Annotated in this window: 15 protein-coding genes; 8 read left to right on the plus strand and 7 right to left on the minus strand. The window is 69.5% G+C overall.

The features are described 5' to 3' along the window. Nucleotides 1–5: 5 nt before the first annotated feature. Nucleotides 6–1,142 carry an alpha-hydroxy acid oxidase gene (locus tag K9D25_RS20590; RefSeq protein ID WP_244377895.1) on the plus strand — a complete coding sequence of 379 codons (1,137 nt, stop codon included), beginning with the start codon at nucleotides 6–8 and terminating at the stop codon, nucleotides 1,140–1,142. A 30-nt stretch (nucleotides 1,143–1,172) separates the two neighbouring features. Here the strand turns inward: K9D25_RS20590 and K9D25_RS20595 are convergent, their stop codons facing one another. Next, nucleotides 1,173–1,679, minus strand: a complete 507-nt coding sequence (locus tag K9D25_RS20595; protein WP_244377897.1) for a YcgN family cysteine cluster protein — start codon at nucleotides 1,677–1,679, stop codon at nucleotides 1,173–1,175. Between the two features lie 170 nt (nucleotides 1,680–1,849). Between K9D25_RS20595 and K9D25_RS20600 the strand changes: the two genes are divergently transcribed. The 3 genes from K9D25_RS20600 (at nucleotide 1,850) to K9D25_RS20610 (ending at nucleotide 5,291) form a co-directional block, all read left to right on the plus strand. Then, nucleotides 1,850–4,072: a transglycosylase domain-containing protein gene (locus K9D25_RS20600; RefSeq protein ID WP_244377899.1), complete on the plus strand. Its 2,223-nt coding sequence runs from the start codon at nucleotides 1,850–1,852 to the stop codon at nucleotides 4,070–4,072. A 72-nt stretch (nucleotides 4,073–4,144) separates the two neighbouring features. Continuing rightward, nucleotides 4,145–4,735, plus strand: a complete 591-nt coding sequence (locus K9D25_RS20605) for a DUF1214 domain-containing protein (RefSeq protein ID WP_244377901.1) — start codon at nucleotides 4,145–4,147, stop codon at nucleotides 4,733–4,735. Between the two features lie 10 nt (nucleotides 4,736–4,745). Further along, on the plus strand, nucleotides 4,746–5,291 hold the full coding sequence (locus K9D25_RS20610; protein ID WP_244377902.1) for a DUF1254 domain-containing protein: 546 nt from the start codon (nucleotides 4,746–4,748) through the stop codon (nucleotides 5,289–5,291). Nucleotides 5,292–5,302: 11 nt separating this feature from the next. On the opposite strand, the gene K9D25_RS20615 is transcribed toward K9D25_RS20610, so the two are convergent. Continuing rightward, on the minus strand, nucleotides 5,303–5,464 hold the full coding sequence (locus K9D25_RS20615) for a hypothetical protein (protein ID WP_244377903.1): 162 nt from the start codon (nucleotides 5,462–5,464) through the stop codon (nucleotides 5,303–5,305). 143 nt (nucleotides 5,465–5,607) lie between these two features. Between K9D25_RS20615 and K9D25_RS20620 the strand changes: the two genes are divergently transcribed. Then, a complete protein-coding gene (locus tag K9D25_RS20620; RefSeq protein WP_244377904.1) occupies nucleotides 5,608–6,708 on the plus strand; it encodes a DUF2336 domain-containing protein in 1,101 nt (366 codons plus the stop codon). 5 nt (nucleotides 6,709–6,713) lie between these two features. Here K9D25_RS20620 and K9D25_RS20625 read toward each other — a convergent pair whose 3' ends face one another. Both K9D25_RS20625 and K9D25_RS20630 read right to left on the minus strand, forming a co-directional pair. After that, on the minus strand, nucleotides 6,714–7,061 hold the full coding sequence (locus K9D25_RS20625) for a DUF1491 family protein (RefSeq protein ID WP_244377906.1): 348 nt from the start codon (nucleotides 7,059–7,061) through the stop codon (nucleotides 6,714–6,716). Between the two features lie 6 nt (nucleotides 7,062–7,067). Continuing rightward, a complete protein-coding gene (locus tag K9D25_RS20630; protein ID WP_244377908.1) occupies nucleotides 7,068–7,739 on the minus strand; it encodes a peptidoglycan-binding domain-containing protein in 672 nt (223 codons plus the stop codon). Between the two features lie 201 nt (nucleotides 7,740–7,940). Between K9D25_RS20630 and K9D25_RS20635 the strand changes: the two genes are divergently transcribed. Together K9D25_RS20635 and K9D25_RS20640 are read left to right on the plus strand one after the other, a co-directional pair. Further along, nucleotides 7,941–8,495 carry a DUF5330 domain-containing protein gene (locus tag K9D25_RS20635; RefSeq protein WP_244377910.1) on the plus strand — a complete coding sequence of 185 codons (555 nt, stop codon included), beginning with the start codon at nucleotides 7,941–7,943 and terminating at the stop codon, nucleotides 8,493–8,495. Nucleotides 8,496–8,566: 71 nt separating this feature from the next. Beyond that, complete coding sequence (locus tag K9D25_RS20640; RefSeq protein ID WP_244377912.1) at nucleotides 8,567–9,001, plus strand: SufE family protein; 435 nt, start codon at nucleotides 8,567–8,569, stop codon at nucleotides 8,999–9,001. Here K9D25_RS20640 and K9D25_RS20645 read toward each other — a convergent pair. Together K9D25_RS20645 and K9D25_RS20650 are read right to left on the minus strand one after the other, a co-directional pair. Beyond that, nucleotides 8,998–9,543 (minus strand): DUF6456 domain-containing protein, encoded by a 546-nt coding sequence (locus K9D25_RS20645; protein WP_244377914.1) that lies wholly within the window; start codon nucleotides 9,541–9,543, stop codon nucleotides 8,998–9,000. The two genes, K9D25_RS20640 and K9D25_RS20645, sit on opposite strands and share 4 nt — an antisense overlap. Then, nucleotides 9,536–9,913, minus strand: a complete 378-nt coding sequence (locus K9D25_RS20650; protein WP_244377915.1) for a helix-turn-helix domain-containing protein — start codon at nucleotides 9,911–9,913, stop codon at nucleotides 9,536–9,538. The genes K9D25_RS20645 and K9D25_RS20650 overlap by 8 nt, the downstream gene beginning before the upstream one ends. Nucleotides 9,914–10,106: 193 nt before the next feature. On the opposite strand from K9D25_RS20650, the gene K9D25_RS20655 reads away from it, so the two are divergent. Beyond that, nucleotides 10,107–10,424 carry a hypothetical protein gene (locus K9D25_RS20655; RefSeq protein ID WP_244377916.1) on the plus strand — a complete coding sequence of 106 codons (318 nt, stop codon included), beginning with the start codon at nucleotides 10,107–10,109 and terminating at the stop codon, nucleotides 10,422–10,424. 37 nt (nucleotides 10,425–10,461) lie between these two features. Here K9D25_RS20655 and K9D25_RS20660 read toward each other — a convergent pair whose 3' ends face one another. Continuing rightward, the gene (locus tag K9D25_RS20660) at nucleotides 10,462–10,884 is read right to left on the minus strand and encodes a MucR family transcriptional regulator (protein ID WP_244377917.1); all 423 of its coding nucleotides are present in this window, start codon (nucleotides 10,882–10,884) and stop codon (nucleotides 10,462–10,464) included. Nucleotides 10,885–11,215: the final 331 nt, after the last annotated feature.

An 11,215-nucleotide genomic window follows, 5' to 3' on the forward strand; every position in this document is an offset into this window, starting at 1 on the left:
CGCGCATGGCGACCGTGACCAACATCCAGGATCTGCGCGCCATCGCGATGCGCAAGGTGCCCCGCGCCATCTTCCACTATGCCGACCGCGGCTCCTATGACGAGACGACGCTGCGCGCCAACAAGGCAGACCTCGCCGCCATCCCGCTGCGCCAGCGGGTGATGATCGACGTGTCCGACCGCTCCACCGCCACCACCATGATCGGCGAGAAGGTGGCGCTGCCGCTGGCCATCGCGCCCACGGGCCTCACCGGCCTGTTCCATGGCGACGGCGAAATCCATGGCTGCCGCGCGGCGCAGGCGGCGGGCATTCCCTTCACTCTCTCCACCATGTCGATCTGCTCGATCGAGGATGTGGCGGGCGCGGTCGACAAGCCATTCTGGTTCCAGCTCTATGTGATGCGCGACCGCAAATTCTCGGAATCGCTGATCGAGCGCGCCAAGGCGGCGAAGTGCTCGGCGCTGGTGCTGACCCTCGATCTGCAGATTCAGGGCCAGCGCCATATGGATATCAAGAACGGCCTCGCCGTTCCCCCGAAGCTGACGCTGGCCAATGCGCTCGACATCGCCACCAAGCCGCGCTGGATCGCCAGCGTGCTGATGGGCAAGCGCCATTCCTTCGGCAATCTCGCCGTGCGGCAGGAAAGCGACAGCCTTTCCACCCTCTCGCAGTGGATCGCCGGCCAGTTCGACCCCTCCCTGTCGTGGAAGGATGTGGAATGGGTGCGCTCCATCTGGCCGGGCAAGCTCATCCTCAAGGGCGTGCTGGATGTCGAGGACGCAAAGATCGCCGCCGCCACGGGGGCCGACGCCATCGTGGTGTCGAACCATGGCGGGCGCCAGCTCGACGGCGCCGTCTCCTCGATCAAGGCGCTGCCGAAGATCGTCGACGCCATTGGCGGCGGCCGGAGCGAAATCTGGTTCGACGGCGGCGTGCAGTCTGGCCAGGACATTCTCAAGGCCCGGGCGCTCGGCGCGCAGGGCTGCATGATGGGCAAGGCCTTCCTGTGGTCGCTGGCGGCCGGCGGCCAGGCGGGCGTCGCCAAGGCGATCGAGATCATCCGCAAGGAACTCGACGTGTCGATGGCGCTCACCGGCGTCAAGGACATCGAGCAGGTCGACCGGAGCGTGCTCGCTCTGTGAGGGAAGCGAGAGGGCGCCTTGCCGGGCGCCCTACCCCTTCGCCTTGCGCCGCACGGCGCCACGCGGCAGGCGCAGCGGCCAGCGCACCATGTGGTCGACATAGTCTTCCAGCGGCAATTCGTCCTCCAGCGCCGCCACCTTGCCGCGCACGGAGACACCCGCCGCATGCACCGTCTCGCGGTCGCCGGAAACGAGATGGTGCCACCAGTAGAGATCGCGCCCCTCCTCCACCAGCCGATAGCCGCAGGAAGGCGGCAGCCAGTCGAGCGCGCGCACCGTCTCCGGCGTCAGCCGCACGCAGTCGGGCACATGCTGCTGCCGCTCCGGATAATTGCGGCAGCGGCAGTTGAAGTCGTCGAGGAGCTGGCAGCCAATATCGGTATAGGCGATCGCCTCGGTATCCTCGTCCTGCAGCTTGACGAGGCAGCAGCGGCCGCAGCCGTCGCACAGGCTTTCCCACTCCTCGGCGGTCATTTCCTCAAGGGTCTTGCGGCGCCAGAACGGGGCCGCCGCGAGGGTGGTCGGATCGTCGTGCATCGGTCGGAAAGGTCCCGCAGCCTCGGGCGCCGGCACACTTCACGAACCGGCAATCACTCCTTAGATATCCTCGCGGCCGCGCCGTGGCGAGCCTTGATGCTGCCCTCGTCGCGCGGCATGGGGTCGGTTATAAGAGCAGGCGGGGCTCGCAGGCCCCCTGGAGCATGGGCTTGAACGACACGCCGTCCGACCATCCCCCGCAGGAAACGCCCCGGGCGCCCGCCTCCGGCCAGCGCCCGCCCTCGGCGTTCCGCCGGCGGTTGCGCCATGTGCTGCTGGCCATCGATTCCTGGATCGATTCGTCGATCTATTCCGGCGGCGTGAATCTGCGCTCTGGCTGGGACAGCTTTGTCGCCTTCACCGAACGCTTCAATGTGCAGGGCCCAGCCCGCTACGCCATCTCGCTCGGCTCCGAGGCGATGACCTGGGGCGCGGTGGGCGCGGTGCTGATGCTGGCGCTGGCGGTGCCGGCCTTCCAGGAAACCTCGGACGACTGGCTCAAGCGCGCCGAGCTGTCCGTCACCTTCCTCGACCGCTACGGCAACACGATCGGCGAGCGCGGCATCCGCCACAACGACACGGTGCCGCTGGAAGAATTCCCCGATCACCTCATCAAGGCGGTGCTCGCCACCGAGGACCGGCGCTTCTACGAGCATTTCGGCATCGACATTCCCGGCACGTTCCGCGCCGTGCTCTCCAATGCGCGCGCCGGCGGCGTGGTGCAGGGCGGCTCCTCGCTGACCCAGCAGCTGGCCAAGAACCTGTTCCTGTCGAACGAGCGCACGCTGGAGCGCAAGATCAAGGAAGCCTTCCTGGCGCTGTGGCTGGAGTTCCACCTCACCAAGAACCAGATCCTCAAGCTCTATCTCGACCGCGCCTATATGGGCGGCGGCGCCTTCGGCGTGGACGCGGCGGCGCAGTATTACTTCGGCAAATCGGCGCGCGACGTGAACTTGGCCGAGGCGGCGATGCTCGCCGGCCTGTTCAAGGCGCCGTCGAAATTCGCCCCCCACATCAATCTGCCGGCGGCGCGCGGGCGCGCCAGCGTGGTGCTGGACAATCTTGTCGATGCCGGCTTCATGACCGAGGGCCAGGTGTTCGGCGCCCGCCGCAACCCGGCGACGCCCGTCGACCGCAAGCAGGACGACCTGCCGGAATATTACCTCGACTACGCCTTCGACCAGGTGAAGCAGATCGTCGAGACTCTGCCCAAGACCTATGCCGAGCGCTCCTTCATCGTCCGCACGGCACTCGATCCCAACATCCAGAAGGCGGCCGACACCGCCATCCGCGACAGCCTGCGCCAGTTCGGCAAGGACTATGGCGCCAAGCAGTCGGCCATGGTGGTGATGGAGCCGAACGGGGCGGTGCGGGCGATGGTCGGCGGGCGGGACTATGGCGAAAGCCAGTTCAACCGCGCCACCGACGCGCTGCGCCAGCCCGGTTCGTCCTTCAAGCCCTTCGTCTACACGGCGGCGCTGATGACGGGGAAGTACAAGCCCAGCACCATCGTCGTCGACGGGCCGATCTGCATCGGCAATTGGTGCCCGCAGAATTACGGCCGTTCCTATGCCGGCTCCATTACCCTCATCAACGCGCTCACCCGCTCGCTGAACACGGTGGCGGTGAAGCTCGCCGAAAATATCGGCCGCGGGCGCATCGTCGATCTCGCCCATTCCATGGGCCTCAAGACCGAACTCAAGGTCACGCGCGCCCTGCCGCTCGGCGCCGCCGAGGTGACGGTGGTGGACATGGCGACCGCCTATTCCGTCTTCGCCAATGGCGGCTATTCCGTCGACGCCCATGCCGTGGTCGAGATGCGCACGCCCAATGGCGATCCGGTCTGGAGCTTCGCCCAGAACGGCCCCGCGCCGAAGGAACTGATCCCGCCGGAGATCATCGCCATGATCAACCCGATGCTGAACAGCGTGGTGGAGAACGGCACCGGCCGGCGCGCCATGATCCCCGGCACCAAGGTCTCGGGCAAGACCGGCACCACCAATGCCTATCGCGACGCCTGGTTCGTCGGTTTCACCGGCAATTATGTCGGCGCCATCTGGTTCGGCAATGACGACTATCAGTCCACCCGCAAAATGACCGGCGGCTCGCTCCCGGCGATGACCTGGCAGAAGGTGATGGCCTTCGCCCATCAGGGTATCGAGCTCAAACCGACGCCCGGCCTCGGCAACCAGCCGGCGCCGGTGCTCGATGGCGCCGCGGCGCAGGCCTCCGCGCTGCAGATCGACGGCGTGCAGCGTCCGGTGACGCTGTCGCCCGCCTCGGCGGCGCGGCTGATGGACCTCTCGGCCCGTCTCGGCGAGGCGGCGGCCGCGCCCCCGCCCCGGCCGAGCGCCGCCGTCGCGCCCGGCACCAGCCTGGTGGGAAGCAACTGACCCGTCGCGATTGACCTTCCCGCCGCAAACGCCCATCCATGGGCGCCCCGCTCCACCGGAGAGCTTCCGCCTGTGCGCTCCCTGCTGTTCCTCCTGATCCTGGCCATCGGTGCCGTCGTCGGGCTCGGCCTGACCTGGGTTACCACGGTCAATGGCTATGGGCCGGGGCTGGTGCGCTCGGGCCCCTGGGAGACCTGGCCGCGCGCCGGCACCGAGACCGCCGACCCCTACGCCCGCGCCGCCCTCGCCCGCGCCGGCGAGTTGCCGCTGGAACTGGCGGACGGCATCGCCTTTGTCGCCGCCACCGATTCCGCTGGCCGCGCGCTCGACGGGCGCTGCGATATCCGCATCTCGGGCAGCCTGCCGCAGGCGCGGTTCTGGACTCTCACGCTCACCGACGCGCAGGGAAGGCTGATCGACAATGCCGCCGAGCGCAGCGGCTTCACCAGCGCGGAAGTGGTGTGGAACCGCGACGGCACGCTCGATGTGGTGCTCGGGCCACGGGCGCGCGCCGGCAACTGGCTTCCCACCGGCGCCCGCGACCGCGTCACCCTCGCCTTCCGCCTCTACGACACAGCGGTGGGCCTCGCCAACCGCACCAGCGACGCTCCCGAAATGCCCCGCATCGTCACCGAGCACTGCCCCTGGGAGCGCAGCTCATGAGCCCGCGCCGATGAGCCGTTTCATTCTCGCCGCCCTGGCCGGCCTCGTGCTCGGCCTCATCGTGCATCTCGGCGCCGTGCTGGTGCTGCCCTATCTCGCCGAGCGCGACGCCTATGCCCGGCTGGCGGCGATCGCGGGGCCGAATGAGGTGGTGCCGATCGAGGATCCCTCCGATCTCGGCGCGGTGCTGCCATCCACCGACCCCGCCTTCATCTCGGCGGTCTGCCTTTATGATCTCGCCGGGGGACCGCTGAAAGTACAGGTGCCGACCACGGAGGACTACACCTCGGTGTCGTTCTACACCCGCCACGGCCTGCCCTTTTACGCCATCAATGACCGCTCGGCGGGCCGTTCCATCATCGAGCTGAATCTGATGAACGCCAAGCAGCGCGCGGCGCTGCCGGAAGACGACGAAGTGACCGCCGCCGACCGGCTGATCGTCGAATCGCCGAGCGAAGAGGGCATCGTGCTGATCCGGGCAATGGTGCGCGAGCGCAGCGCCCGCGATGAGGTGCGCGCGCGCATGCAGCTGGCCAATTGCGCGCCAGCGGCCTGAAGCGGGTGGCTTCAGCGCTTCTCGCCGGCGGCGGTGACGGCCGTCTGCGCGGGCGGCCGGACATATTGCACCACGGGAAGAATGATCACCTTGGCCGGGGTGTCGGAAGGCGGTCTCGCCCCCACCGGTCCGCCCTGCGCCTGCACTGTCGGAAACGGCACTAAGGCACCCATCGCGCCCTCCCCTGTCCCGCCAAACGGCATGGGCCCAGTACGGAACAAGCATGGTTAACGGCTTTCTAACGTTCGCGGGCTAATTTGGTTTCGCGCCGCCGTTCGGGCGGCGCGACGTGCCACATACGAGCTGTCCGCCTGCCATGCCCTCTCCTTCCGGTTCCGGCCCCACACCTGCGCACGACACGGCGCGCCGCCCGTTCCAGGACACGCGGCCGGCGATGTTGCGGCTGCTGGTGCGCGAATTCCTGCGGCAGCCCGTGCCCGGCGAAGCGGCGGAAGCCCGCTTCACCACCCTCGCCATCCGCCTGATCGACGGCGTCGATCTCGCGGTGGCGGCGCGCCATTTGCGCGAACTCGCTGCCCATCCCGCGCTGCCGCGCGCGCTCGCCCGCCACCTCGCGGCCGGGCCGCTGTCGCTGGCCGGGCCGATCCTGCGCCTGTCGCCGGTGCTGGGGGAAAAGGACCTCAGCGAACTGGCCGAGCAGCTCGGCCCCGCCCATCTCGCCGCCATGGCCGCGCGGCGCGAAGTGACGCCGGCCCTCGCCAAGCGCCTCGCCGAGCTGACCCATCGCCGCAGCCACGTCTCCGGTTCTGAGGGCGCCCCCGAAGCCGCGGCGGCGGAAATGCCCACCCCCTTGGCCGAGGAACGCCCCGCTATGCCCCCACAGGCCGCGCCGGCGGAAGCGCCCGCCACGGAGCCGGCCCCGCTGCCGGTGCCGGAGTTCTTCCTCGCCGGGCCGGAGGAGCGCGCCAGCCTCATCGCCCGTCTCGTCACCCTGCCGCCGCTGGCCCTGTCCGAACGGCCGGCGCCGGCGGCGGCCGGCTTCATCGACGAGTTGCTCGACGCTGCCAAGGCCAAGGATGCGCGCGCCCTCGCGTCGCTCATGGAGCGCGCGCTCCATGTCACGCCGGAGAATGCCGCGCGCATCATCGCCGACGAGACCGGGCAGGCGCTGGCGGTAGTGGCGCGCGCTCTCGGCCTGTCCTTCGCCATCCTCTCGCGCGTGCTGTTCCGGCTGCACCCGGTGGCCGGCCGCTCGGCCGGCGAGATGGCGCGGCTAGCGGAAATGTTCGACGAGCTGCCTCTCGCCAGCGCCCAGCATCTCGTCGCCTCCTGGCGCCCCGGCAGGCGCCCGCTACGCGAGAGGTCGGAAGAGGCGCCGTCCATGCGCAGCTTCAACGCGCCTTACGCCGTGGCGGCGGCCACCGCCTCGACCGAAAGCCGCCAGCGCAAGAGTTGAACGGCTCAGTCAGCAGCCAGATCGAGGAAGCAGCGCCCGGCGCGGTCCTCGATCTCCACCAGCCATAAATCCGAATCATAGCGCGCCTCGCGCGCCATCCGCGCCTCGGCCTCGCTCTCGGGGCTGCCGGGCGGCACGAGCGGGGTGAAAAGCCGCACGCCCTCCTCGGACGGCGCGGCGTCGAGCGAGGGCAGCGCCGGGCCGTAGAGCGCGGCCTTGCCGTCCTGCGTCGCGACGATGACGAAAACAGCGCCCGCCTCTTCCGCCCCGCGCCGGCGCACGGCGGCGAAGGCGCCGGCCCCATTGGCCCGGCGCAGCAGGGCGGACACGAAGATCCCGCTTTTCAGCCGCATGGCGCCTTACCGGATGGTGAAGCCGGAGACGGCGGTCAGTTCGCGGATCACCCGGTCGGACATCTGGCCCGTCACCGGCAGGCGGCGATCGCGCTCGAAGCGCTGGATCGCCTCCTCGGTGGCGGCGCCGAAAATGCCGTCAATGCGGATCGGGCCGTAGCCAAGACGCGCCAGCGCCTTCTGAATGTCCATCACGCGCGGCGATACCGGCACGTCGCCCGGCGGCAGCAGGTCGGCGGGGGATGCGGCTGCCTTCTCCGCCACCGGCGCCGCGGGGGCGGCGGCCGGTGCGGCGCGCGGGGCGGCCGGCTTGGCCGGAGGCACCGGCGTCGCCACCGGGGCGGACGCGGCGTCAAGCGGCAACGGCGTGGCGGGAGCGGCGACGGAGGTGGCGGGCGGCGCGGCCGGTGTCACGGCCGGCGAGGTCGAGGTCGCGCGCGGCGTGTTGACCTGTCGGATATCGGGCGCGGCGGGCGCGGCGCTTCGCGCGGCCGTGCCCGGCCGGCCCTGCTGCAGCGCCAGCGCGTTGAACAGCACGGCGGCACTGGCACCGGCGGCAAGAACGAGCATGAACAGGTCGGAACGCCGCCGCCCCTGCCGGTAGGGGCGCCCCGCGACGCGCTCGCCGTGGAGGTCGATATCGTCCACCAGAAGATCGCTGGCATAGGAACGGGGCATGGAACCGTGATCGTGAGAACCGAATCGAAGGACACGCGGCGCTGTCGGCAGACAGTGCCATGCGGGGCTTAAGCGAACCCTAAAAGCCCGCCACGTGCTTAACATCGGCTTTCCACGAAGCCGCAATTTCGCGGTTTTTCGACACAGCTTGGGCAACCCGGAGCCTTTATCCTCCCGCACGAGACTCCCGCGAGACCGCCCATGTTTTTTCTGCTGCGCATCGGTTTCTGGCTCACCGTCGTTTTCCTGCTGCTGCCCGCCGTGGTCGGCGGGCCGTCCTCGCACACGCCGGCCAATGGACCGGCGGCAAGTGGCGCGGCGACCACGGGTGACCCGAAGGTCAACGCCTTCGACGCGCTCTCGGCGGCCAGCGCGGCGGCGGCGGATGCCGGCGGCTTCTGCGCCCGCCAGCCGCAGGCCTGCGCCATCGGCGCCAGCCTGATCGAGCTGATCGGCGAGCGGGCCGAGGCCGGCGCCCGCTTTGCCCTGAGCTATCTGTCCGACCAGATCGTGGAGGAGAAGCGCAAGGCGGCGGCCCGCGCCAATGGCGGACGGGCCGGCGATACGCTGACAACCCACGATCTCAGCCCCGCCTGGCAGGGCCCGCGTCCCCCGGCCGGCATGGCCCCGGCGGAGCGGACCGGCGCCGCCAGCCCGGCCCCAGGGGCGCCCCCGCCGAGCGCGGCCCCCGCCGCCCCTGCGGCATCTGGCGGGACATCCGGCGGGGTGCCGCTGCCGCCGAAACGCCCCGCCTGAGCGGCAAAGAGGTCCCGTGCGCATTGCGCTCGGCCGCCCCGCGCTCCTATATGCGGCCGGAGAGGCGCGTGATGACATCCAAGATCGACAGCATCATCGAGGACTTCGAGCTCCTCGATAATTGGGACGACCGCTACCGCTACCTCATCGAGCTGGGGCGCGCTCTGCCGCCCTTTCCGGAGGAACAGCGCAGCGACACGTTCAAGGTTCAGGGCTGTGCCAGCCAGGTGTGGCTGGTGAGCGAGCCCGCCGGCGGCGCGGACGATCTCCGCCTCGCCTTTCACGGCGATTCCGATGCCCATATCGTGCGCGGCCTCGTCGCCATCCTGCTCGCCTTCTATTCGGACCGCACGGCCCGCGACATTCTCGCGGCGGACCCCGGTGCCGTGTTCGCGCGCATCGGCCTCAAGGAGCATCTGACGCCCCAGCGCTCCAACGGGCTGCGCTCCATGGTCGAACGAATCCGCGCCGACGCCCGCGCGGCGCTGGAAGGCGCGGTCGCCTAATCCTTGCCGGCCGGTGGCTCCGGTGCCTTCCAGGCGCGGGTGCGGGCGCGCGCCGGCCCCTGCGCCGCCGCGCTGAGCCCATAGTGCCGGGCCAGCCGGTCGAGCCCCAGCGCCAGCACCACTTTGGCGGTCCGCGCCGGCCATAGGCGTTCTTGTTCCACCTGTTCCAGACCTTTCAGGAAGCAGCAGACATCGACCAGCAGGCCGGCGAATTCCGGCCCCACCGCCTCCATCGCCCGTCCCACGCGCTGGCGGGCGGCGAGCATGGCCTCGGAGGCGTTGAGCCCGGCGCCACCGCCGGCGCGGTCAGTGCGCGTCACCGCGTCCCAATTGGCGGTGAGGCGCGGCGCCATGCCGGCACGGGTGAAGTCGGCGCGCAGCCGCTCCCCGGCAATGAGCTGGACCGGCGCGATGAAGCTGCGGCCGTCGCGCCCGCGCCGCCGCGCCAGCCAGCCGAGCGGGCTTTCGTCGAGATCGACGGCGACGGCGCGGCGTACGCCCTCAATCTCCACCTCGATATGGTCGATATGACGCTCAGCCATGGGCGCCTCCCGCCGGTTGCGCGCCGGCGCTGGCCGGGGACGACAGGCGGCGCGCATCCTCTTCCAGCGCTGCGACCCAGCGGTCCCAGCCGGCGCTCTCGCGCCGCTCCTCGATGCGGCGGCAGGCATGGGCGACGGTGGAGCGGTGCCGGCCGAAGCCGGACGCCACGCGACTCATCGACAGGCCGAGCCCGACATGGGCGAGATACATGGCCAGCGCGCGAGCGGAGGCGCAGCGACGATCCAGCCGGCGCGGATGCAGCACGAGCGGCAGCGGAATGGCGGTGGCATCCGCAGCGAGCCGGGCCGCGAGCAGGCACGGCTCGGCGGTCGGCCGCAGGGATGGCGGGGAGGCAGGGGGCACAGGCATGGTTCATCTCCGATAAAGGAATTAAAGCCTATTATCGGACTCGCTGCCTGACAAGAACAAAAGATGAACACAGCGACAGCGACACGCCGTGAAACCTCGGTTATGCACGCATGATCCCGGCGGAAGGTAATAGGATTCTTATCCGCACTCTTCCGCCGCCGGCCATACTCGCCCTGGTAGAGCGAGGTTCACCATGCGATCGCAACCGTCCCAGCCCCTTGAATCGAACCGCCCCGCCGCTGGCCGCCGCATCCGCGCCGTGCGCAGCGAGGAGCGCGACGTCGTCATCGCCCGCCGGGCTGCCGCGCTGGGGCCCTTTATCGGGCGTGCCACCGAGGAATGCCGCACGGTGCTGCGGCGCCTGCTGCGCGCCGAGCGCCGCGCCGCTGGCTCGGGCCTCGGCTATGATGCCGCCCGCCACGCCGCCTTGGCGCGGTTGCTCGCGGAGCTGGAGACGCCGCCCCGCCCCACCGCCGTCGCCCGCAACGAAAAAGGCCGCCACCCGGAGTGACGGCCTTTCGCTTCGATTCGGACTCGGACGGCGGGGGTCAGCCCGCCGTGCTACGCCGGCGCTGCTGGCCGAGGCCCATTTCCTTCGCCAGCGCCGAACGGGCGGCGGCGTAATTGGGTGCAACCATGGGGTAGTCGGCCGGCAGGCCCCACTTCTCGCGATACGCCTCGGGGGTGAGGTTGTACTGCGTGCGCAGATGCCGCTTGAGCGACTTGAACTTCTTGCCGTCCTCCAGACACACGATGTAATCGGGCATCACGGACTTCTTCGGCGGCACGGCGGGCTTCAGCGGCTCAACCACCGTCTCCACCTCGCCCTTGTTCACGCGCTGCAGAGCGCCGTGCACTTCCGCAAGGAGGGTGACAAGTTCATTGGCCGAGACCGCATTATTGCTCACATACGCCGAGACGATATCGGCGGCGAGTTCGATATAGCTGTCGGCGTCGTTGATATCGCTCATGATACATTCTTCAATACAAGTTGCAGAATTCTCGTGCAGTCCCCGATCGCAGCGCACCGACGATAGTTGTACGTCAAAATACGTCATTTTTTGACGTATTCGCGCGAAAGGCAACCACAAGGACACAGATAAACTTGAAAACGCTCGCCGACAAGGTTTTTCGAGCAGCCGGGGCGCAATGCCGCGTGCAATAAGGAACACCACGGAGGCTGTCACCCGCCTGTCGCAAGCTCAGCCAAAGCGTAAGCGCGTGGCGACGCGCCCACCCCGCCGGCGTTCGGGCGGGCAAAACTTCGTGAACGGCGAGAACACTTGCCGCTGCTCGCCACAG

Origin of the sequence: Ancylobacter polymorphus (assembly GCF_022836935.1) — a bacterium.
Taxonomy (GTDB): domain Bacteria; phylum Pseudomonadota; class Alphaproteobacteria; order Rhizobiales; family Xanthobacteraceae; genus Ancylobacter; species Ancylobacter polymorphus_A.

Coding starts and splice junctions, on each gene's coding strand:
- K9D25_RS20590 (WP_244377895.1), top strand. CDS start 6: ATGGCGACCGTGACCAACATCCAGGATCTGCGCGCCATCGCGATGCGC.
- K9D25_RS20595 (WP_244377897.1), bottom strand. CDS start 1,679: ATGCACGACGATCCGACCACCCTCGCGGCGGCCCCGTTCTGGCGCCGC.
- K9D25_RS20610 (WP_244377902.1), top strand. CDS start 4,746: ATGAGCCGTTTCATTCTCGCCGCCCTGGCCGGCCTCGTGCTCGGCCTC.
- K9D25_RS20615 (WP_244377903.1), bottom strand. CDS start 5,464: ATGGGTGCCTTAGTGCCGTTTCCGACAGTGCAGGCGCAGGGCGGACCG.
- K9D25_RS20620 (WP_244377904.1), top strand. CDS start 5,608: ATGCCCTCTCCTTCCGGTTCCGGCCCCACACCTGCGCACGACACGGCG.
- K9D25_RS20625 (WP_244377906.1), bottom strand. CDS start 7,061: ATGCGGCTGAAAAGCGGGATCTTCGTGTCCGCCCTGCTGCGCCGGGCC.
- K9D25_RS20630 (WP_244377908.1), bottom strand. CDS start 7,739: ATGCCCCGTTCCTATGCCAGCGATCTTCTGGTGGACGATATCGACCTC.
- K9D25_RS20635 (WP_244377910.1), top strand. CDS start 7,941: ATGTTTTTTCTGCTGCGCATCGGTTTCTGGCTCACCGTCGTTTTCCTG.
- K9D25_RS20640 (WP_244377912.1), top strand. CDS start 8,567: ATGACATCCAAGATCGACAGCATCATCGAGGACTTCGAGCTCCTCGAT.
- K9D25_RS20645 (WP_244377914.1), bottom strand. CDS start 9,543: ATGGCTGAGCGTCATATCGACCATATCGAGGTGGAGATTGAGGGCGTA.
- K9D25_RS20650 (WP_244377915.1), bottom strand. CDS start 9,913: ATGCCTGTGCCCCCTGCCTCCCCGCCATCCCTGCGGCCGACCGCCGAG.
- K9D25_RS20655 (WP_244377916.1), top strand. CDS start 10,107: ATGCGATCGCAACCGTCCCAGCCCCTTGAATCGAACCGCCCCGCCGCT.
- K9D25_RS20660 (WP_244377917.1), bottom strand. CDS start 10,884: ATGAGCGATATCAACGACGCCGACAGCTATATCGAACTCGCCGCCGAT.